This window comes from Pseudomonas sp. GL_103 (assembly GCF_057835175.1).
On sequence record NZ_CM174420.1, the window covers coordinates 1,102,247 to 1,121,714 of the forward strand.

At 60.4% G+C, this 19,468-nt stretch carries 17 protein-coding genes; 11 read left to right on the plus strand and 6 right to left on the minus strand.

All coding sequences use genetic code 11. The features are described from left to right. The first annotated feature begins 106 nt into the window (after positions 1–106). From der to AC3IP0_RS04975, 3 genes are all read left to right on the plus strand, one after another. Positions 107–1,576, plus strand: a complete 1,470-nt coding sequence (der, locus tag AC3IP0_RS04965) for a ribosome biogenesis GTPase Der (RefSeq protein ID WP_046040936.1) — start codon at positions 107–109, stop codon at positions 1,574–1,576. Positions 1,577–1,698: 122 nt separating this feature from the next. Further along, positions 1,699–2,847 (plus strand): pyridoxal phosphate-dependent aminotransferase, encoded by a 1,149-nt coding sequence (locus AC3IP0_RS04970; protein ID WP_489326776.1) that lies wholly within the window; start codon positions 1,699–1,701, stop codon positions 2,845–2,847. Next, entirely contained in the window at positions 2,835–3,626 is a 792-nt protein-coding gene (locus AC3IP0_RS04975; RefSeq protein ID WP_489318480.1) for an amidohydrolase, read from the plus strand. Before AC3IP0_RS04970 ends, AC3IP0_RS04975 begins: the two co-directional genes overlap by 13 nt. A 163-nt stretch (positions 3,627–3,789) precedes the next feature. Here AC3IP0_RS04975 and leuA read toward each other — a convergent pair whose 3' ends face one another. From leuA to xseA, 3 genes are all read right to left on the minus strand, one after another. Further along, complete coding sequence (leuA, locus tag AC3IP0_RS04980) at positions 3,790–5,469, minus strand: 2-isopropylmalate synthase (protein ID WP_008053238.1); 1,680 nt, start codon at positions 5,467–5,469, stop codon at positions 3,790–3,792. A 460-nt stretch (positions 5,470–5,929) separates the two neighbouring features. Next, entirely contained in the window at positions 5,930–6,751 is an 822-nt protein-coding gene (locus AC3IP0_RS04985; RefSeq protein ID WP_489318481.1) for a peptidoglycan DD-metalloendopeptidase family protein, read from the minus strand. 3 nt (positions 6,752–6,754) lie between these two features. Then, positions 6,755–8,134 carry an exodeoxyribonuclease VII large subunit gene (gene xseA, locus AC3IP0_RS04990; RefSeq protein ID WP_489318482.1) on the minus strand — a complete coding sequence of 460 codons (1,380 nt, stop codon included), beginning with the start codon at positions 8,132–8,134 and terminating at the stop codon, positions 6,755–6,757. A 145-nt stretch (positions 8,135–8,279) separates the two neighbouring features. On the opposite strand from xseA, the gene AC3IP0_RS04995 reads away from it, so the two are divergent. Then, complete coding sequence (locus AC3IP0_RS04995; protein WP_489318483.1) at positions 8,280–9,047, plus strand: sulfite exporter TauE/SafE family protein; 768 nt, start codon at positions 8,280–8,282, stop codon at positions 9,045–9,047. A gap of 56 nt (positions 9,048–9,103) precedes the next feature. On the opposite strand, the gene AC3IP0_RS05000 is transcribed toward AC3IP0_RS04995, so the two are convergent. The 3 genes from AC3IP0_RS05000 to AC3IP0_RS05010 are packed head-to-tail and all read right to left on the minus strand — an operon-like array spanning position 9,104 to position 11,499. Continuing rightward, a complete protein-coding gene (locus AC3IP0_RS05000) occupies positions 9,104–9,511 on the minus strand; it encodes a DNA polymerase III subunit chi (RefSeq protein ID WP_489326778.1) in 408 nt (135 codons plus the stop codon). 8 nt (positions 9,512–9,519) lie between these two features. Further along, on the minus strand, positions 9,520–9,948 hold the full coding sequence (locus AC3IP0_RS05005; RefSeq protein WP_095945770.1) for a DNA polymerase III subunit chi: 429 nt from the start codon (positions 9,946–9,948) through the stop codon (positions 9,520–9,522). A 60-nt stretch (positions 9,949–10,008) separates the two neighbouring features. Continuing rightward, entirely contained in the window at positions 10,009–11,499 is a 1,491-nt protein-coding gene (locus AC3IP0_RS05010) for a leucyl aminopeptidase (protein WP_489319722.1), read from the minus strand. Positions 11,500–11,807: 308 nt separating this feature from the next. On the opposite strand from AC3IP0_RS05010, the gene lptF reads away from it, so the two are divergent. The 7 genes from lptF (at position 11,808) to recO (ending at position 19,436) form a co-directional block, all read left to right on the plus strand. Then, positions 11,808–12,926, plus strand: a complete 1,119-nt coding sequence (gene lptF / locus AC3IP0_RS05015; protein WP_489326780.1) for an LPS export ABC transporter permease LptF — start codon at positions 11,808–11,810, stop codon at positions 12,924–12,926. Further along, positions 12,919–13,980, plus strand: coding sequence for an LPS export ABC transporter permease LptG (gene lptG / locus AC3IP0_RS05020; protein ID WP_489318486.1), 1,062 nt, complete (start codon positions 12,919–12,921; stop codon positions 13,978–13,980). Before lptF ends, lptG begins: the two co-directional genes overlap by 8 nt. A gap of 171 nt (positions 13,981–14,151) precedes the next feature. Beyond that, on the plus strand, positions 14,152–15,951 hold the full coding sequence (lepA, locus tag AC3IP0_RS05025; protein ID WP_223458623.1) for a translation elongation factor 4: 1,800 nt from the start codon (positions 14,152–14,154) through the stop codon (positions 15,949–15,951). 5 nt (positions 15,952–15,956) lie between these two features. Beyond that, the gene (gene lepB, locus AC3IP0_RS05030) at positions 15,957–16,811 is read left to right on the plus strand and encodes a signal peptidase I (RefSeq protein ID WP_489318487.1); all 855 of its coding nucleotides are present in this window, start codon (positions 15,957–15,959) and stop codon (positions 16,809–16,811) included. A 184-nt stretch (positions 16,812–16,995) separates the two neighbouring features. Further along, positions 16,996–17,685 carry a ribonuclease III gene (gene rnc, locus AC3IP0_RS05035; protein ID WP_008053221.1) on the plus strand — a complete coding sequence of 230 codons (690 nt, stop codon included), beginning with the start codon at positions 16,996–16,998 and terminating at the stop codon, positions 17,683–17,685. After that, the gene (era, locus tag AC3IP0_RS05040) at positions 17,678–18,580 is read left to right on the plus strand and encodes a GTPase Era (RefSeq protein ID WP_007973959.1); all 903 of its coding nucleotides are present in this window, start codon (positions 17,678–17,680) and stop codon (positions 18,578–18,580) included. The genes rnc and era overlap by 8 nt, the downstream gene beginning before the upstream one ends. Positions 18,581–18,752: 172 nt before the next feature. Next, complete coding sequence (gene recO / locus AC3IP0_RS05045; protein ID WP_489326782.1) at positions 18,753–19,436, plus strand: DNA repair protein RecO; 684 nt, start codon at positions 18,753–18,755, stop codon at positions 19,434–19,436. Positions 19,437–19,468 lie beyond the last annotated feature (32 nt).

Below are 19,468 nucleotides of genomic sequence, written 5' to 3' on the forward strand. Positions count from 1 at the left end.
GCCCCGGTTTACTGGGGTTTGCAGCGCTTTCAAGCGTTGCCCCGAGCACCAGCCGCTGCCTCGCAGCGGCTTTTGTATTTTCTGAAATAACGAAGTGGAGAGCCGCATGGTTCCCGTAATCGCCCTGGTGGGCCGACCGAACGTCGGCAAGTCCACCTTGTTCAACCGCCTGACCAGGACTCGTGACGCCATCGTCGGCGACTTGTCCGGTCTGACCCGTGATCGCCAGTACGGTGAGGCCAAGTGGCAAGGGCGTTCCTACATTCTGATCGACACCGGCGGTATCTCCGGTGACGAGCACGGTATGGACGAAAAGATGGCCGAGCAGTCGCTGCTGGCCATCGAAGAAGCAGATGTCGTTCTGTTCCTGGTAGATGCCAAGGCCGGTTTCACCGCCGCCGACCAGATGATCGCCGAGCATTTGCGCAAACGTAACAAGCGTTCCTACGTGGTTGCCAACAAGGTCGACAACATCGACCCGGAAATGGCCCGCGCCGAATTCGCTCCGCTGGGCATGGGCCATGCGATTCCGATCGCCGGTGCTCACGGTCGTGGCATCACCCAGATGCTGGAAATCGCCCTGAGTGACTTCCCGAAAGACGACGACGAGCTGGAAGAAGGCGAGGAAGAAGACGTCGCCGAAGGCGAGGAAGCCAAGCGCATTCCTGGCCCAAGCGAAAAAGACGGGATCAAGATCGCGATCATCGGCCGTCCGAACGTCGGCAAGTCGACCCTGGTCAACCGCATGCTCGGGGAAGACCGGGTAATCGTCTACGACCAACCCGGCACCACCCGCGACAGTATCTACATCCCGTTCGAGCGTAACGACGAGAAGTACACGCTGATCGACACCGCCGGTGTGCGCAAGCGCGGCAAGATCCACGAAGAAGTCGAAAAGTTCTCCGTGGTCAAAACCCTGCAAGCGATCAAAGACGCCAACGTGGTGATCTTCGTGATGGACGCCCGCGAAGGCGTGGTGGACCACGACCTCAACCTGCTGGGCTTTGCCCTCGAGGCCGGTCGTGCATTGGTCATCGCGATCAACAAGTGGGACGGCATGACGCCGAGCGAGCGCGACTTCGTCAAGATCGAGTTGCAGCGTCGCCTGTTCTTCGTCGAGTTTGCCGATATTCACTTTATCTCGGCACTGCACGGCACTGGCGTGGGCAACCTCTACGCCTCGGTACAGAACTCGTTCAAGTCCGCGGTTACCCGCTGGCCGACCAGCCGCCTGACCCAGATCCTGGAAGACGCGGTCAGCGAGCACCAGCCGCCGATGGTCAACAGCCGCCGGATCAAGCTGCGTTATGCCCACCTCGGTGGCGCGAACCCGCCGATCATCGTGATCCACGGTAACCAGATCGAGAAGGTGCCGAAGTCCTACGTGCGTTACCTGGAAAACACGTACCGCCGTGTGCTGAAGCTGGTCGGTACGCCGATCCGCATCGAGTTCAAGGGTGGCGAGAACCCGTACGAAGGCAACAAGAACACGCTCACCGACCGTCAGGTCAACAAGAAGCGCCGCTTGATGTCGCACCACAAGAAGGCCGACAAGAAGCGTCGCGACAAGCGCTGATCGAGGTTTTTCCCGTGGGATGGAAAGGGCGCCAATGGCGCCCTTTTTCATGCCTGCCGTTTGGGCTATCCTCGGACTCCCCCGCGCCGCCGTAGAGCCGGGTGTAGAGCAGGGAACCACCGATGATCACCAGCAAGCTGCCGAATGTCGGCATCACTATCTTCACTCAGATGTCTCAGCTCGCGGCTCAGACCGGCGCGCTCAATCTGTCCCAGGGCTTCCCCGATTTCGATGCCCCGCAGGCCCTGTGTGATGCGGTCGGTCGGCATATCGCCAGTGGCCATAATCAGTATTCGCCAATGACCGGGCTGCCGGTGTTGCGTCAGCAGATCGCGGCGAAGATCGCCCGCAGTTATGGCGTGCAGGTGGATGCCGATAGCGAAGTGACGGTCACCCCCGGTGCGACCGAGGCGATTTTCTGTGCCATTCAGGCGGTTATCCACAGTGGTGACGAAGTCATCGTGTTTGACCCGGCGTACGACAGTTACGAACCTTCAGTGGAACTGTCCGGCGGTCGTTGCGTGCATGTGCAACTGGGCCTCGACGATTTCAGCATCGATTTCCAGAAGCTCGCCGATGCATTGAGCCCGCGCACGCGGATGATCATTCTCAACACCCCGCACAACCCCAGTGGCGCATTGATCAGTCGTGCCGAACTCGACCAGTTGGCAGCCTTGATCCGTGATCGCGACATTTATGTGATCAGTGACGAAGTCTACGAACACCTGGTGTTTGACGGTGTGCCCCACGTCAGCGTGCTGGCCCATGAGGAGCTGTATCAGCGTGCCTTCGTGGTCAGCTCGTTCGGCAAGACCTACCACGTCACTGGCTGGAAAACCGGCTACGTGGTCGCGCCACCGGCCCTGACGGCGGAGTTGCGAAAGGTGCACCAGTACGTCAGTTTCTGCGGCGTGACCCCGCTGCAATATGCCTTGGCCGATTACATGGCCGAGCATCCTGAACACGTCGAGGAACTGCCGGATTTCTACCAGGCCAAGCGTGATTTGTTCTGCGATCTGCTGGTGCCGTCGCGTTTCAGCTTCACCCGGGTGACCGGCACCTATTTCCAGTTGGTCGATTACTCGCAGATCCGCCCGGACCTCAATGACGTCGAGATGGCCCTGTGGATGACTCGCGAGCATGGCGTGGCGAGCATACCGATTTCGGTGTTCTACCAGACGCCACCGGTCGGCCAGCGCCTGGTGCGGCTGTGCTTTGCCAAGCGTGAGGAGACACTGCGTGAAGCGGCGGAAAAACTATGCGTGATCTGAGTGCATTGCCGAAACTGACCGTTGCGCTGATCCAGACGTCCCTGGCCTGGCACGACCGCCAGGCCAACCTCGAGCATTTCGAGCCATTGCTGGAACAGGCTCGCGGCGCCGACCTGATCATTCTGCCGGAGATGTTCACCACCGGTTTTTCCATGGAGTCCGAGGCCCTCGCCGAAGCGGAAAACGGCCCCACCAGCAAGTGGCTGCGGGTTCAGGCGGCAAAGCTTGATGCAGTGATCACCGGCAGCGTCATTGTCCAGGCCGCCGACGGCAGTCATCGCAATCGTCTGCTGTGGGCACGCCCGGATGGCGAAGTGCTGCATTACGACAAGCGTCACCTGTTCCGCATGGCCGGTGAGCATAACCACTACACCCCCGGCGAGCGCCAGGTGCAGTTCGAGCTCAAAGGGTGGCGAGTGCGACCGCTGATTTGTTACGACCTGCGCTTCCCGGTGTGGAGCCGTGACGCCCAGGACACCGATCTGCTGCTGTACACCGCCAACTGGCCAGGTGCACGGCGCCAGCACTGGAATCGCTTGCTGCCGGCGCGGGCGATCGAAAACCTGTGCTATGTGGCGGCGGTCAATCGCATCGGGACTGATGGCAAGGGCTTTGCCTATACCGGTGACAGCCAAGTGCTGGATTTCCAGGGTGAGACGCTGCTCAGTGCTGGAGAGGCAGACGGGGTGTTCAAGGTGGTGCTGGATGCGGCAGAGCTGGCGGCGTATCGCACGCGGTTTCCGGCGAATCTGGATGCCGATACCTTCGAGTTCACCTGATGTTCTGGTGAGTCCAAAAAGATCGCAGCCTTCGGCAGCTCCTACAGGGGATCGCATTCCAATGTAGGAGCTGCCGAAGGCTGCGATCTTTTGATCTTAAAGCCGCACAAACAAAAAAGGCCCCAAGGTAATCACCTTGGGGCCTTTTGCATTTCAGCGACGCTTAGGCAGCTTTCGCTTCCGGCTGGCTCAACGAACGGTTCAGCGCGCTGAACAGGGCCTTGAAGCTGGCGGTGGTGATGTTTTCATCGATGCCGACGCCATGCACCGCACGTTCACCGTTCACACGCAGTTCAATGTAGGCCGCAGCCTTGGCATTGGTGCCCGCGCCGATGGCGTGCTCGTTGTAGTCCATGATTTCCACCGGTACCGGCAGGCCGGCCACCAGTGCTTCCAGGGCGCCGTTGCCCTTGCCGCGCCAGTGCAGGTTGGTTTCGCCCTGGCCTTGGCTGGCCACTTCCACTTCAACGGCGCTGTGGCCGTTTTCTTCCTGCAGGCGATGGCTGACCAGCGCGTACGGGGTGTTGGCCTGCAAGTACTCGCTGTACAGCAATGCGTGGATCTGCTGGGCGGTCATTTCCAGGCCGAGGCGGTCGGTTTCACGCTGCACGACCTGGCTGAACTCGATCTGCATGCGACGCGGCAGGCTGATGCCGTATTCCTGTTCCAGGAGGTAGGCGATGCCGCCCTTGCCCGACTGGCTGTTGACGCGAATGACCGCCTCGTAGCTACGGCCGATGTCGGCCGGGTCGATCGGCAAGTATGGGACTTCCCACAATGCATCGGATTTCTGCTGGGCAAAGCCCTTGCGGATCGCATCCTGGTGCGAGCCGGAGAACGCGGTGTGCACCAGGTCGCCGACGTACGGGTGACGCGGGTGTACCTGGATCTGGTTGCACTCTTCGACGACTTTGCGCACGCCGTCGATGTCGGAGAAGTCCAGCTCAGGGTTCACGCCCTGGGTGTAGAGGTTCAGTGCCACGGTCACGAGGTCGACGTTACCGGTACGCTCGCCGTTACCGAACAGACAGCCTTCGACACGGTCGGCGCCGGCCATCAGGCCCAGTTCGGTGGCGGCAACGCCAGTGCCACGGTCGTTGTGGGTGTGCAGGCTGATGATCACGCTGTCACGACGGTTGATGTGACGGCCGAACCATTCGATCTGGTCGGCATAGATGTTCGGCGTCGCGCATTCCACCGTGGCCGGCAGGTTGAGGATCATCTTGTGCTCGGGCGTCGGGTTCCAGACTTCGATCACCGCGTCGCAGACTTCCTTGGCGAACTCCATTTCGGTTGCGCTGAAGGTTTCTGGCGAGTATTCGAAGGTCCACTCGGTGTCCGGCTGCATGGCCGCGTATTTGACGAACAGCTTGGCGGCGTTCACAGCGATGGCCTTGACCCCGTCCTTGTCCTGGTTGAAGACAATGCGGCGGAAAGAAGGGGAGGTCGCGTTGTACAGGTGAACGATGGCTTTCTTCGCGCCGCGCAGGGATTCGAAGGTGCGCTCGATCAGGTCTTCACGGCCTTGGGTCAGCACCTGGATGGTGGTGTCGTCCGGGATGTGGTTGCCTTCGATCAGGGTGCGGACGAAGTCGAAGTCGGTTTGCGAGGCGGCCGGGAACGACGCTTCGATTTCCTTCACGCCGACCTGCACCAGGGTTTTCCAGAAGCGCAGCTTCTTGACGGCGTCCATCGGTTCGATCAGCGACTGGTTGCCGTCGCGCAGGTCGGAGCTGCACCAGATCGGCGCGGCGGTGATGGTTTTCGACGGCCAGGTGCGGTCCGGAATGTCGATGGTCGGGAACGCGCGGTATTTCGAAGACGGGTCTTTGAGCATGCTCATCGGGAAATCCTTATTGTGTTGGCCGAAAAAAGGCGGCCTGCCGGTGGATCAAAAGTTCTTGGACTAACGCTTGGGACGAGGCACCACGATTCAGCCCGGCAGTCGTGCACTGACGAGGCACAGGCTGCTGTGTTGGCGGAGCTGAATGAGGGTGTGAGAGGTTTTCATGCCTTCAACCCTAACCTTGAGGGGGAAAGATGGCAAGCAGTCGAAAAAAATTGAGAGGAATACTCGTGAGCGGGTATTTATCGAGATTTTATTGCTGTGATTGGCGGTGATTGTTTAGTTGTTTGCGCGAGGTTTGAGCGGTGCGCAATTGATGAGGTGACACTGCCGGACGGCTTTCGGTGCCTGTGAAATTGCCATCGCGAGCAAGCTCGCTCCCACATTGGATCTGCGTGAACACGGACACTGTGGGAGCGAGCTTGCTCGCGATGGCGTCAGCTGCCTTACTCAATAATCAAGGCTGAAACGCTCCAATGAAGATAGCCGGATCGACCCGCGCATCGTTCAGGCTGATGTTCCAGTGCATGTGCGGCCCGGTCGCGCGACCAGTCGCGCCGACTTTGCCGACCACGTCACCACGGGCCAGTGGCTGCCCCACCTTCACGTCGATTTTCGACATGTGGCAGAACATGCTGATAAAGCCCTGGCCATGGTCGACGAACACCGTGTTGCCATTGAAGAAGTAGTTACCGATCAGGATCACCTTGCCGGCGGCCGGGGTCTTGATCGGTGTGCCGGCCGGAACGGCGAAGTCCAGGCCTGAGTGGGGGTTGCGTTCTTCACCGTTGAAAAAGCGCCGCACGCCGAACTTGCTCGACAGCGGCCCGTTCACCGGTTTGTCCAGCAGCAGGTTGCTCGGGGTGTTGGGGCTGAATGTGCGGTAAGCGGTAATCTGCTCGGCCAGTTCACGCTCGATGCGCTTGAGATTTTCCGGGTCCGGATTGACCTGTTGGGTGTTCTTCAGGGTGATGCGCTGTTCCGGGTATTTCTTGTTGCCAACCGTAAAATTCAGATTACGACCGCCACTGCTGACCGATTGAGCCCCCGGCTTGACCGTCAGCGGTAGGCCGACAATGGCCAGCCAGTTGTCCTGTTCCTTGACCACCAGCACCGGTTTGCCTTGATAAGTGGCTTTTGGCGCCTGGGCGGAAGTCCCAAGATCCACCACCGCAACGCCGCCCGGCACCGGTTTGTTCAACTGACGGGTGATGTAGCTGTCGGCGTGGGCGTTGAAGGTCAGGAGCAGCAACAGCAACGGAGCAAAGAAACGCGGCATGGATCAATCCAGTAGAGAAAGGGTGACAGGCGTCAGGTGATTGTCTTCGACCCGTACTTGCAGTTCACCTTCGCCCAGTTTGGCCTTCAGGCGTTGGCCGGTATGGGTTTGCGCGGCGTTGCGGATCGCGTTGCCGCGCTCGTCCAGCAAAATGCTGTAACCACGGCCGAGGGTCGCCAGCGGGCTGACTACATGCAGTGTCTGCATCTGGCTGTGTAATTGCAGGCGACGGTTCTTCAGCCCTTCGCGGATCGCGCGCGGCAGGCGTTCGGCCAGGCTGTCGAGGCGTTGGCGAAGCATTGCCAGTTGCCGGCCCGGATGTTGTGCGGCCAAACGGGTTTCCAGGCGGATCAAGCGTTCGCGACGGGTGTTGAGGCTGCGCTCGAACGCGCGGCGCATGCGCATGTCCAGGTCATCCAGGCGCTGTGCTTGCTGACGCAGACGCTCGCCGGGATGACGCAGGCGCCGGGAGATGCCTTCCAGGCGCAGGCGGTCGCGCATCAAGCGATCACGCATGCGCATCACCAGCCGTCGGTGCAGGCTTTCGACCCGACGCACCAGGTCGCTGGAGTCCGGTGCCAGCAATTCGGCGGCAGCGGAAGGGGTGGGCGCGCGCACGTCGGCCACGAAGTCGCTGATCGACACGTCGGTTTCATGGCCGACCGCACTGACAATCGGCGTCACGCAAGTGTCTATGGCGCGGGCCACGGCTTCTTCGTTGAAGCACCAGAGGTCCTCCAGCGAACCGCCGCCTCGGGCCAGGATCAATGCGTCGAAACCGCGGGCATCCGCCAGTTTCAGGGCGCGGACAATCTGCGCTGTGGCTTCGCGGCCCTGTACGGCGGTAGGGATCAGGGTCAACTGCACCTGTGGCGCACGGCGGCGGAACACGCTGATGATGTCGCGAATCACCGCCCCGGTGGGCGAGCTGATGATGCCGATGCGTTGCGGATGCGCCGGCAGCGGCACCTTGCGTTCGGCACTGAACAGGCCTTCGGCGCTGAGCTTTTCCTTGAGTGCATCGAAGGCCAGGCGCAAGGCGCCGTCGCCGGCCGGCTCCACGGTGTCGAGGATCAGCTGATAATCACCGCGCCCCTCGAACAGCGAGACCTTGCCACGGACCTTGACCGCCAGGCCATCCTTCAAGGCCTGGCGAACCCGTGCCGCGTTCTGCCGGAACAGCGCGCAACGCACTTGGGCGCCGCTGTCCTTGAGGGTGAAATACACATGGCCGGACGCCGGGCGGGCGAGGTTGGAGATTTCGCCTTCGACCCAGATGTTGCTGAACACGTCTTCAAGCAACACCCGCGCGCGGCCGTTGAGCTGGCTGACGGTCAGGACTTCGCGGTCCAGGCCGAGTCTTGCAAAGGGATCTTTAATCATGGGGCGCAGTTTAAAGGCATTTTCCAACTGAATGCACGATCCCTTGTAGGAGCTGCCGAAGGCTGCGATCTTTTGAATTTGCTTTCAAGAGCAAAAGATCGCAGCCTTCGGCAGCTCCTACGGGGATAACGGATATTCAAGGAAGGTGTACGTGCTCGAGTTGTTGAATCAATGGCCCTTCGGCCCGCAGGACTGGCTGATCATCGGTGCAGGCGTCGCCCTGGCCTACATCGTATTCGGCATCGCCGGTTTCGGCACCGCGCTGGTGGCGGGGCCAATTCTGATTCTGTTCATGCCGTTGTCGAAAATCGTCCCGCTGCTTGTGCTGCTGGATTTTGTTGCGGCGTTCGGCAACTTGTTGCCCTCGCGGCGTGATGTGGCGAAACCGGAACTGCTGCGCTTGCTGCCGTGCATGGCGGTGGGCTGCACCCTCGGCGTGATATTCCTGCTGAACCTGAAATCCGATCTGTTGCTGCTGTTGATGGGGCTGTTTATCAGCGCCTATGCTATCTACAGCCTGTGGATAAAGGTCCGTCCGGCGCAGTTGTCCGCCGCTTGGGCGCTGCCGATGGGGACGGTGGGCGGAATGTTTGGTGCGTTGTTTGGCAGCGGCGGCTTTCTCTATGCGATCTATTTGAACAGTCGGTTGCCCAAGGAGGCGGCCCGGGCCACCCAGAGTGCGCTGATCAGTTGCAGCACGGTGGTACGTTTGAGCCTGTTTGCAATCGCCGGTGTGTATGCCGATTTGCCGTTGCTGGTGCTGGCGGTTTGTCTGTTGCCGGCGATGGTGCTGGGGCTGTGGTTTGGTCGACGGCTGACCATGAGGTTGTCCCGCGAGGCGTTCGTGCGGCTGGTGACGTGGCTGGTTCTGGCGAGCGGGATCGCGTTGATCGGGCGTTACTTGAGCACCTGAAGATTCAACCTGTGGCGGGGCACTTTGTGTGGGAGCGAGCCCCCACCGCAAGTTGTTCAGTCGTTGTACTGGCTCAACAACCGCTCCAGCCGCGCACTGAGGCGGCGTTTGATTTCGGTCTCGATGTGTGGGGCGAAATCGTCGATCACGTCTTGCATGATCAACTGCGCGGCGGCGCGCAATTCGCTGTCCAGATGCAGCAAGTCGTCCGGGCTCTTGCTGGCGGCAGGCGCCGGCGTCGCCGCGGTGACGGGTTCAACGATGGGAGTCGCGGTTGTCGCTACGACGGGTGGCGAAGGCTCGTTCACGGCGTCGAACAACATGGGAATCTGTTCCTGGTCACCTTCCTCGACCGTGTCGGTCAGCAGGGGCGGTTGCAGGTTGTCATCGCCGAGCAATTGGCGGATCGACTCAAGGTCGTCCAGCAGGTGCGCGGACTGTTGCAGCGGTTTTGGAGTGTCCATTGGAAGGCTCAGAGTCGCTGTAAACGGTGATCTTGCAGAGGATAGCCCTGTTCGCGGTAGAAACGGAAACTCTCCCGCGCGGCCGCTCTGATCGTTGGATCTTCCACCACCACTTCCGCCACCCGGGCGAACCTGTTGGCGAAGGCCGGGACTTTCAGGTCGAGATTGACCAGCAAATCCTGGTGCTGACCGCAGTCATCGCCCAACCCCAGGACAATCAAACCTTCAGGTTCGCTGTCGGCAGGGCCGTGGGGCACGAAGCTTTCGCCCTTGAACGCCCACAGCCGCGCATCGAGATCGTCACGCTGGGCCGCGTCGCTGCAATGCAGGTAGATGCGGTGGCCCATGCGCCAGGCTTTCTCGGTGAGCTTGCAGGCAAAGTCCAGGCGTGCCGAAGGATCGGCGCTGGGCAGGATATAGAAGTCGACTTTGGTCATTGCGGTTCCAGAGCGGCAAGCGGCGTCACCGGAAAGTGACGCCGCCGCCCATCAACGGTTTCAGGCTTTGGCGCGGTCCAGCAGGTATTGGGTCAGCAGGGGAACCGGGCGGCCAGTGGCGCCCTTGTCCTTGCCGCCGCTGGTCCAGGCCGTGCCGGCGATGTCCAGGTGCGCCCAGTTCAGGTTCTTGGTGAAGCGCGACAGGAAGCAGGCCGCGGTGATGGTGCCGGCCTTCGGGCCGCCAATGTTGGCGATGTCGGCGAACGGGCTGTCCAGCTGTTCCTGGTACTCATCGAACAGCGGCAGTTGCCAGGCGCGGTCGTCGGCAGCCTTGCCGGCGCTCAGCAGTTGGTCGATCAGTTCGTCGTTGTTGCCCAGAAGGCCCGACGTGTGGGAACCCAGGGCAACCACGCAGGCGCCGGTCAGGGTGGCGATGTCGATGACCGCTTGCGGCTTGAAGCGCTCGGAGTAGGTCAGGGCGTCGCACAGCACCAGACGGCCTTCGGCGTCGGTGTTGAGGATTTCCACGGTCTGGCCGCTCATGGTGGTGACGATATCGCCCGGGCGCGAAGCGTTGCCGCTCGGCATGTTTTCGGCGCAGGCCAGGATGCACACCAGGTTGATCGGCAGCTTCAGTTCGAGCACGGCACGCAGGGTACCGAACACGCTGGCGGCGCCGCCCATGTCGTACTTCATTTCATCCATGCCGGCGCCCGGCTTGAGGCTGATGCCGCCGGTGTCGAAGGTGATGCCTTTGCCGACCAGCGCGTACGGCTTCTCGGATTTCTTGCCGCCGTTGTATTGCATGACGATCAGGCGCGGAGGCTGGGCGCTGCCCTGGCCGACGGCGTAGAACGAGCCCATGCCCAGGGCCTTGATCTTCTTCTCGTCGAGGACTTCGACTTTCAGATCCTTGAATTCCTTGCCCAGGTCTTTCGCCTGCTCGCCGAGGAAGGTCGGGTGGCAGATGTTCGGCGGCAGGTTGCCCAGGTTGCGGGTGAAGGCCATGCCGTTGGCGATGGCGGTGGCGTGGGTCACGGCGCGTTGCACTTCAGCCTGGGCGGCCTTGATGGTCAGCAGGGTGATTTTCTTCAGCGCGCGGGGTTCGGCTTTCTGGCTCTTGAACTGGTCGAAGCTGTACTCGCCGTCCACCAGGGTTTCGGCCAGCAGGCGGGTCTTGCCATAGCTGTCGCGGCCTTTGACCACGACTTCGTCGAGAGCCAGCACCGCATCGCTGCCGCCCAGGTCTTTGAGGGTATTGAGGATACCGGCGATGATCTTGCGGAACGGGCGGTCACCCAGCTCGTCGTCCTTGCCAACGCCCACCAACAGCACGCGCTCGGCCTTGAGGTTCGGCAGGCTGTGCAGCAACAGGCTCTGGCCAACCTTGCCGGCCAGGTCGCCGCGCTTGAGCACAGCGCTGATCGCGCCGCCGCTCAGTTCGTCGAGTTGTCTGGCAACCGCGCCGAGCTTGCGGCCTTCGCCAACGGAGACCACGAGAGTGGCGGTCTTCAACGTTTCGGGGTTGACGCTTTTTACAACCAGTTCCATGTCCGGGTCCCTGAATTGATGGTTATCACGCATGCGCCCGACACCTTATGTGCGTCGATTGCTTATAAACAGAAAGGCGCCAGGATCGACCGGCGACAAAGGCCGCAGTTTGAACCTCGCTACCGGCGGCTGACAACCCTCGGTTGTACGATCTTCAACGCTTTGACAGGCTGCTTGAGCTTGCGCAGTGACAGGCGCACCCAATCACAGGATAATGCGCCATCTTTTTTCGGCGGCTCTGCCTTGCGGGCCGCCCGATACGTTTGCTTGTTTGGCCGCCTTAGCCTGACAACCCTGGAGTGTCTGGTTTGATCGTCTTCCGTTATCTATCCCGCGAAGTCCTGTTGACCTTGAGCGCCGTCAGTGCCGTGCTGCTGGTCATCATCATGAGTGGTCGCTTCATCAAATACCTCGCACAGGCGGCCTCGGGCCTGCTGGATCCGGGCTCGTTGTTCCTGATCATGGGCTTTCGCCTGCCAGGGTTTCTCCAGCTGATCCTGCCGCTGGGGCTGTTTCTCGGGATCCTGTTGTCCTACGGGCGCCTGTACCTCGAAAGCGAAATGACCGTGCTCTCGGCCACCGGCATGAGCCAGCAGCGGTTGTTTTGCATGACGCTGTTCCCGGCCACCCTGGTTGCACTCCTGGTGGCGTGGCTGAGCCTGAGCCTGGCGCCACAGGGGGCCAATCAGTTTCAGTTGCTGCTGAACAAGCAGGATGCCCTGACCGAGTTCGACACCCTGGAGCCGGGGCGCTTCCAGGCTTTGCGTGACGGCACCCGGGTCACCTACACCGAGCGCATGACCGATGACCGCGTCAATCTGGGTGGTGTGTTCATCTCGCAGAAAAACATCAGTTCCAATAACAAGGATCGCGGGATTTCCGTGCTGGTGGCGCAAACGGGGCGCCAGGAAATTCGTCCGGACGGCAACCGCTACCTGATCCTTGATAACGGCTATCGCTATGACGGTAATCCGGGGCAGGCCGACTACCGGGCGATCAAGTACGACGAGTACGGTGTGTTGCTGCCAAAACCGGAAGTCAGCGACGAAGTCACCGACCGTGACGCGATGCCGACCCGTACGTTGATCGGCAGTGAAGACATTCGCATGCGCGCCGAGCTGCAATGGCGCATGTCTCTGCCGTTGCTGGTGTTCATCGTGACCTTGATGGCGGTGCCGCTGTCGCGGGTCAACCCGCGTCAGGGTCGATTCCTCAAATTACTGCCGGCGATTCTTCTTTATATGGCTTACCTGAGCATTCTGATTGCCGCCCGCGGTGCCCTCGACAAGGGCAAGATCCCCGCGGCGTTCGGCTTGTGGTGGGTGCACGGGATTTTCCTGTCCATTGGCCTGGGCTTGCTCTATTGGGAACCCTTGCGCTTGAAGAGGGCGAGTCGCCGCAGCGCGCTGGAGGTGGCCCGTGGTTAAGCTGGATCGCTACATTGGTAGCAGCGTGTTCATGGCGATCCTGGCGGTGCTCGGGATCATCCTTGGTCTGGCGACTCTGTTTGCCTTCATCGACGAGATGGGTGAAGTCAGCGATACCTACACCCTGGTCGATGTTCTGAGTTATGTGGCGCTGACTGCGCCGCGCCGGATGTACGAAATGTTGCCAATGGCCGCGCTGATCGGTTGCCTGATCGGCCTGGGCAGCCTGGCCAGCAACAGTGAGCTGACCATCATGCGCGCCGCCGGTGTGTCGATCGGCCGGATCGTCTGGGCGGTCATGAAGCCGATGCTGGTATTGATGCTGGCCGGCGTGCTGGTTGGCGAGTACGTCGCTCCGCCCGCCGAAACCATGGCGCAGGCCAATCGCTCGCTGGCCCAAGGCAGCGGTGATGCACAAAGCGCCAAGCACGGCTTGTGGCACCGCCAGGGCGATGAGTTCATTCACGTCAACTCGGTGCAACCCAACGGCATCCTGTACGGCGTGACCCGCTATCGTTTCGACAACGAGCGGCACATGCTGTCGGCAAGCTTCGCCAAACGCGCCGAGTTCGACACCGATCACTGGCAGCTGACGGATGTCACGACCACGCTGTTCCACGAGCGCAGCACCGAAGTGGTTGCGACCCCGCAAGAGCGTTGGGAAGTTGCGTTGAGCCCGCAGTTGCTGAACACCGTGGTCATGGTGCCGGAGTCGCTGTCGATCAGCGGCCTGTGGGGTTACATCCACTATCTGGCGGACCAGGGGCTGAACAACGGCCGCTACTGGCTGGCATTTTGGGTCAAGGTGTTGCAGCCGCTGGTGACTGCCGCTCTGGTGTTGATGGCGATTTCCTTCATCTTTGGTCCGCTGCGTTCGGTGACCCTGGGTCAACGGGTGTTCACCGGCGTGCTGGTGGGCTTCACCTTCCGCATCGTTCAGGATCTGCTGGGGCCTTCGAGCCAGGTGTTCGGCTTCCCGCCGTTGCTTTCGGTGCTGGTGCCGGCGGGTATTTGTGCCGTCGCGGGGCTCTGGCTGTTGCGTCGAGCTGGCTGATGGCGGGCATTTCCCGACTGCTTTGACGTTAAAAAACGCCCTTGTCGCAAGACCGGGGCGTTTTTGTAGGCACCGTCTGACCTGCGAACGTGACGCTTGCGCCGTGGATCAGGTACAATTCCCGGCTATTTTTCGGCGGGCTATGCCTGCAGCCTTTTTGAGTGTTGATCCGTGAGTGATTTGAGTCATATCCGCAATTTCTCCATCATCGCCCACATTGACCATGGCAAGTCGACGCTGGCCGATCGCTTCATCCAGATGTGTGGCGGCCTCGCCGAGCGCGAAATGGAAGCCCAGGTCCTGGACTCCATGGACCTTGAGCGTGAACGCGGGATCACCATCAAGGCGCACAGCGTCACCCTGTATTACAAGGCTCGCGACGGTATCAACTACCAGCTGAACTTCATTGACACCCCCGGCCACGTTGACTTCACCTATGAGGTGAGCCGTTCGCTGGCCGCCTGTGAAGGCGCGCTGCTGGTGGTCGATGCCGGTCAAGGCGTTGAAGCGCAGTCGGTTGCCAACTGCTACACGGCGATCGAGCAGGGCCTGGAAGTGATGCCGGTGCTGAACAAGATCGACCTGCCACAGGCCGATCCGGACCGCGTGAAGGAAGAAATCGAGAAAATCATCGGCATCGATGCCACCGACGCGGTCACTTGCTCTGCCAAGACCGGTCTGGGCGTCGACGAAGTGCTCGAGCGCCTGGTCGCCACCATTCCTGCACCGACCGGCAACTACGAAGATCCGCTGCAAGCGTTGATCATCGACTCCTGGTTCGACAATTACCTGGGCGTTGTTTCCCTGGTACGCGTGCGCCACGGTCGTGTGAAGAAGGGCGACAAGATCCTGGTCAAGTCCACCGGCAAGATCCACCTGGTAGACAGCGTCGGTGTATTCAACCCGAAGCACACCCCTACCGCAGACCTCAAGGCCGGTGAAGTGGGCTTCATCATCGCCAGCATCAAGGACATTCACGGTGCGCCAGTGGGCGACACCCTGACCTTGAGCTCGACGCCGGACGTTGATGTACTGCCAGGCTTCAAACGTATTCAGCCGCAGGTTTACGCCGGTCTGTTCCCGGTCAGCTCCGACGACTTCGAAGATTTCCGCGAAGCCCTGCAAAAACTCACGCTCAATGACTCGTCCCTGCAGTACACCCCGGAAAGTTCCGACGCCCTGGGCTTCGGTTTCCGTTGCGGGTTCCTCGGCATGCTGCACATGGAAATCATCCAGGAGCGCCTGGAGCGCGAGTACAACCTGGACCTGATCACCACGGCGCCGACGGTAATCTTCGAGCTGCTGCTCAAGACCGGCGAGACGATCTACGTCGATAACCCGTCCAAGCTGCCAGACCTGTCTTCCATCGAAGACATGCGTGAGCCGATCGTGCGGGCCAATATTCTTGTGCCGCAAGAGCACCTGGGCAACGTCATTACCCTGTGCATCGAAAAACGTGGTGTACAGGTCGACATGCTGTTCCTCGGCTCCCAGGTACAAGTGACCTATGACCTGCCGATGAACGAAGTGGTCCTGGACTTCTTCGACCGCCTGAAATCCACCAGCCGCGGCTATGCTTCGCTGGACTACCATTTCGATCGTTATCAATCGGCTAGCCTGGTGAAACTGGACGTGCTGATCAACGGTGACAAGGTCGATGCCCTGGCGCTGATCGTGCACCGTGACAACTCGCACTACAAAGGTCGCCAGTTGACCGAGAAGATGAAAGAACTGATTCCGCGGCAGATGTTCGACGTGGCAATCCAGGCCGCCATTGGCGGGCAGATTGTGGCGCGGACAACCGTCAAGGCGCTCAGAAAGAACGTATTGGCCAAATGCTACGGTGGTGACGTCAGCCGTAAGAAGAAGCTGCTGGAAAAGCAAAAGGCCGGTAAGAAACGCATGAAGCAGGTCGGCAACGTGGAAATTCCACAGGAAGCCTTCCTTGCAGTGCTCAGGTTGGATAGTTAGGTCCTATGTCACTAAATTTCCCGCTGTTGCTGGTCATCGCCGTATTCGTCTGCGGTCTTTTGGCGTTGCTCGATCTGTTGTTCCTGGCGCCACGGCGCCGGTCTGCCATCAACGCCTATCAGGGCAGCGTGAGCCAGCTTGATGGGGCGGTAGTCGAGAAGCTGAATAAAGAACCGCTGCTGGTCGAATACGGCAAGTCGTTCTTCCCGGTGTTGTTCATCGTGCTGGTGCTGCGTTCGTTCCTGGTGGAGCCGTTCCAGATTCCTTCCGGTTCGATGAAGCCAACCCTGGATGTCGGCGACTTCATCCTGGTGAGCAAGTTTTCCTACGGGATCCGCTTGCCGGTGATCGACAAGAAAATCATCGAAGTCGGTGATCCGCAGCGCGGCGATGTCATGGTGTTCCGCTACCCGAGCGACCCGAACGTCAACTACATCAAGCGTGTGGTTGGTTTGCCGGGCGACACGGTTCGCTACACCGCCGACAAGCGCCTGTTCGTCAACGGTCAATCGATCGCCGAACAACTGGTCGGCTCCGAGCCGGGCACGTTGGGCAGCGCTGAGCTCTACAAGGAAAAACTCGGTGCGGCCGAGCACATGATCCGCAAGGAAATGAGCCGCTACCGCGCCATGCCGGACCATTCGTGGACCGTGCCGGCCGGGCACTACTTCATGATGGGCGACAACCGCGACAACTCGAACGACAGTCGCTACTGGGATGATCCGAACATTCCCAAGGATCTGCTGGGCATGGTTCCCGACAAGAATATCGTCGGCAAGGCCTTTGCGGTCTGGATGAGCTGGCCGGAACCCAAACTCAGCCACCTGCCGAATTTCTCGCGGGTTGGCCTGATCAAGTAATCAGACACGGCGCTGTTGAACACAGCGCCGAATGCATTTCTGGAACCGGCACAATGGGCGCCAGAGGCATGAAAACAATGATATTCAGGACGTTATTTTTGAACACAGCTTTAATTGTCCCAAGCCTGCGCCGCCTTACGGCGATGGCGGTGGAATCCAGCCACGAACTCAGCGTGGGTAAACCGTGAGCGTCTCCTTAAGCCGTCTAGAGCGTCAGCTCGGCTACACCTTCAAGGATCAGGAACTGATGGTCCTGGCCCTGACTCACCGCAGCTTTGCCGGGCGTAACAACGAACGCCTGGAATTCCTCGGTGACGCCATTCTCAACTTCGTCGCCGGCGAGGCGCTGTTCGAGCGCTTCCCGCTGGCTCGCGAAGGCCAGTTGTCGCGTTTGCGCGCACGTCTGGTCAAAGGTGAGACCCTGGCCGTACTGGCCCGTGGTTTCGATCTGGGTGAATACCTGCGCCTGGGCTCGGGCGAGCTGAAAAGCGGCGGTTTCCGTCGCGAGTCGATTCTGGCCGATGCCCTCGAAGCGCTGATCGGTGCGATCTACCTCGATGCCGGCATGGAAATGGCCCGCGAGCGTGTGCTTGCCTGGCTGGCCGGCGAGTTCGAAGGCCTGACGCTGGTCGACACCAACAAAGATCCAAAGACCCGCCTGCAAGAGTTCCTGCAGTCCCGTGGTTGTGAGCTGCCGCGTTACGAAGTGGTGGATATCCAGGGTGAGCCGCATTGCCGTACGTTCTTCGTCGAATGCGAAATCATCTTACTGAATGAAAAAAGCCGAGGTCAGGGTGTGAGTCGTCGTATTGCCGAACAGGTAGCGGCCGCCGCAGCACTGATTGCCCTGGGTGTGGAGAATGGCAATGACTGATACAAACGCAACTCGCTGTGGCTATGTTGCCATCGTCGGCCGTCCGAACGTGGGCAAGTCCACGCTGCTGAACCACATCCTGGGTCAGAAGCTGGCGATCACCTCGCGCAAACCGCAAACCACCCGTCACAACATGCTCGGTATCAAGACCGAGGGCGATGTGCAGGCGATCTACGTCGACACCCCCGGTATGCACAAGGGTGGCGAGAAGGCCCTGAACCGCTACATGAACAAGACCGCTTCGGCGGCGTTGAAAGACGTCGACGTGGTGATCTTCGTGGTCGACCGCACCAAGTGGACCGAAGAGGACCAGATGGTTCTCGAGCGCGTCCAGTACGTGACCGGCCCGCTGATCGTGGCGTTGAACAAGACCGATCGCATCGAAGACAAAGCCGAGCTGATGCCGCACCTGAGCTGGTTGCAGGAGCAGTTGCCGAATGCGCAGATCATCCCGATTTCCGCACAGCACGGGCACAACCTCGATGCACTGGAGCGGGTGATTGCCGAGCATCTGCCGGAAAACGATCACTTCTTCCCGGAAGACCAGATCACCGACCGCAGCAGCCGTTTCCTCGCCGCGGAGCTTGTGCGCGAGAAAATCATGCGCCAGATGGGCGCCGAGCTGCCGTACCAGATCACCGTTGAAATCGAAGAGTTCAAGCAGCAGGGCAAGACCCTGCACATCCATGCCTTGATCCTCGTCGAGCGCGATGGCCAGAAGAAAATCATCATTGGCGACAAGGGCGAGCGCATCAAGCGCATCGGCACCGAAGCGCGCAAGGACATGGAACTGCTGTTCGACTCCAAGATCATGCTCAACCTGTGGGTCAAGGTTAAGGGTGGCTGGTCCGATGACGAGCGTGCGTTGCGTTCGTTGGGTTACGGCGACTTGTAAACCCGATTGGCGTTGCACCGTAGAACCCTGTGGGAGCGGGCTTGCTCGCGAAGAGGATGTAACATTCAGCAGTGATGTTGACTGTTACGCCGCCTTCGCGAGCAAGCCCGCTCCCACATTGGTTTTGGGTTGTATGTAAAACTGCATTCTTTCATTGAGATCTGCGATTTCCATGTCCCAACCCATCGCCCAACCCGCCTACGTCCTGCACTCCCGCGCCTATCGCGAAAACAGTGCTTTGGTGGACTTCCTCACGCCACAAGGTCGGCTGCGGGCGGTGTTGCGCAGTGCGCGGGGCAAGGCCGGGACGTTGGCGCGGCCGTTCGTGCCACTGGAAGTCGAGTTCCGGGGCAAGGGCGAGCTGAAGAATGTCGGGCGCATGGAAAGTGCCGGGGTTTCCACCTGGCTCATTGGCGAGGCGCTGTTCAGCGGTCTTTACCTCAATGAGCTGCTGATTCGCCTGTTGCCCGCCGAAGATCCGCTTCCCTCGGTGTTCGATCATTACGCCGCCACCTTGCTGGCCCTGGCCGAAGGTCGACCACTGGAGCCCTTGCTGCGCTCCTTCGAGTGGCGCTTGCTCGATGACCTCGGCTACGGTTTTTCCCTGACTGCTGATATTCATGATCAACCCATCGCACCGGACGGTCTCTACCGTTTGAAAGTGGATGCCGGGCTGGAGCGGGTCTATCTGCTGCAACCGGGCCTGTTCAGCGGCACCGAACTGCTGGCCATGGCTGAGGCCGACTGGTCCGCCCCCGGCGCTCTGTCTGCCGCCAAGCGCTTGATGCGCCAGGCGTTGGCCGTTCACCTGGGCGGCCGTCCACTTGTCAGTCGCGAGCTGTTTCGCAAGCCCTGATCACACCGTATGCTGTGCACCGAACTTTCTCT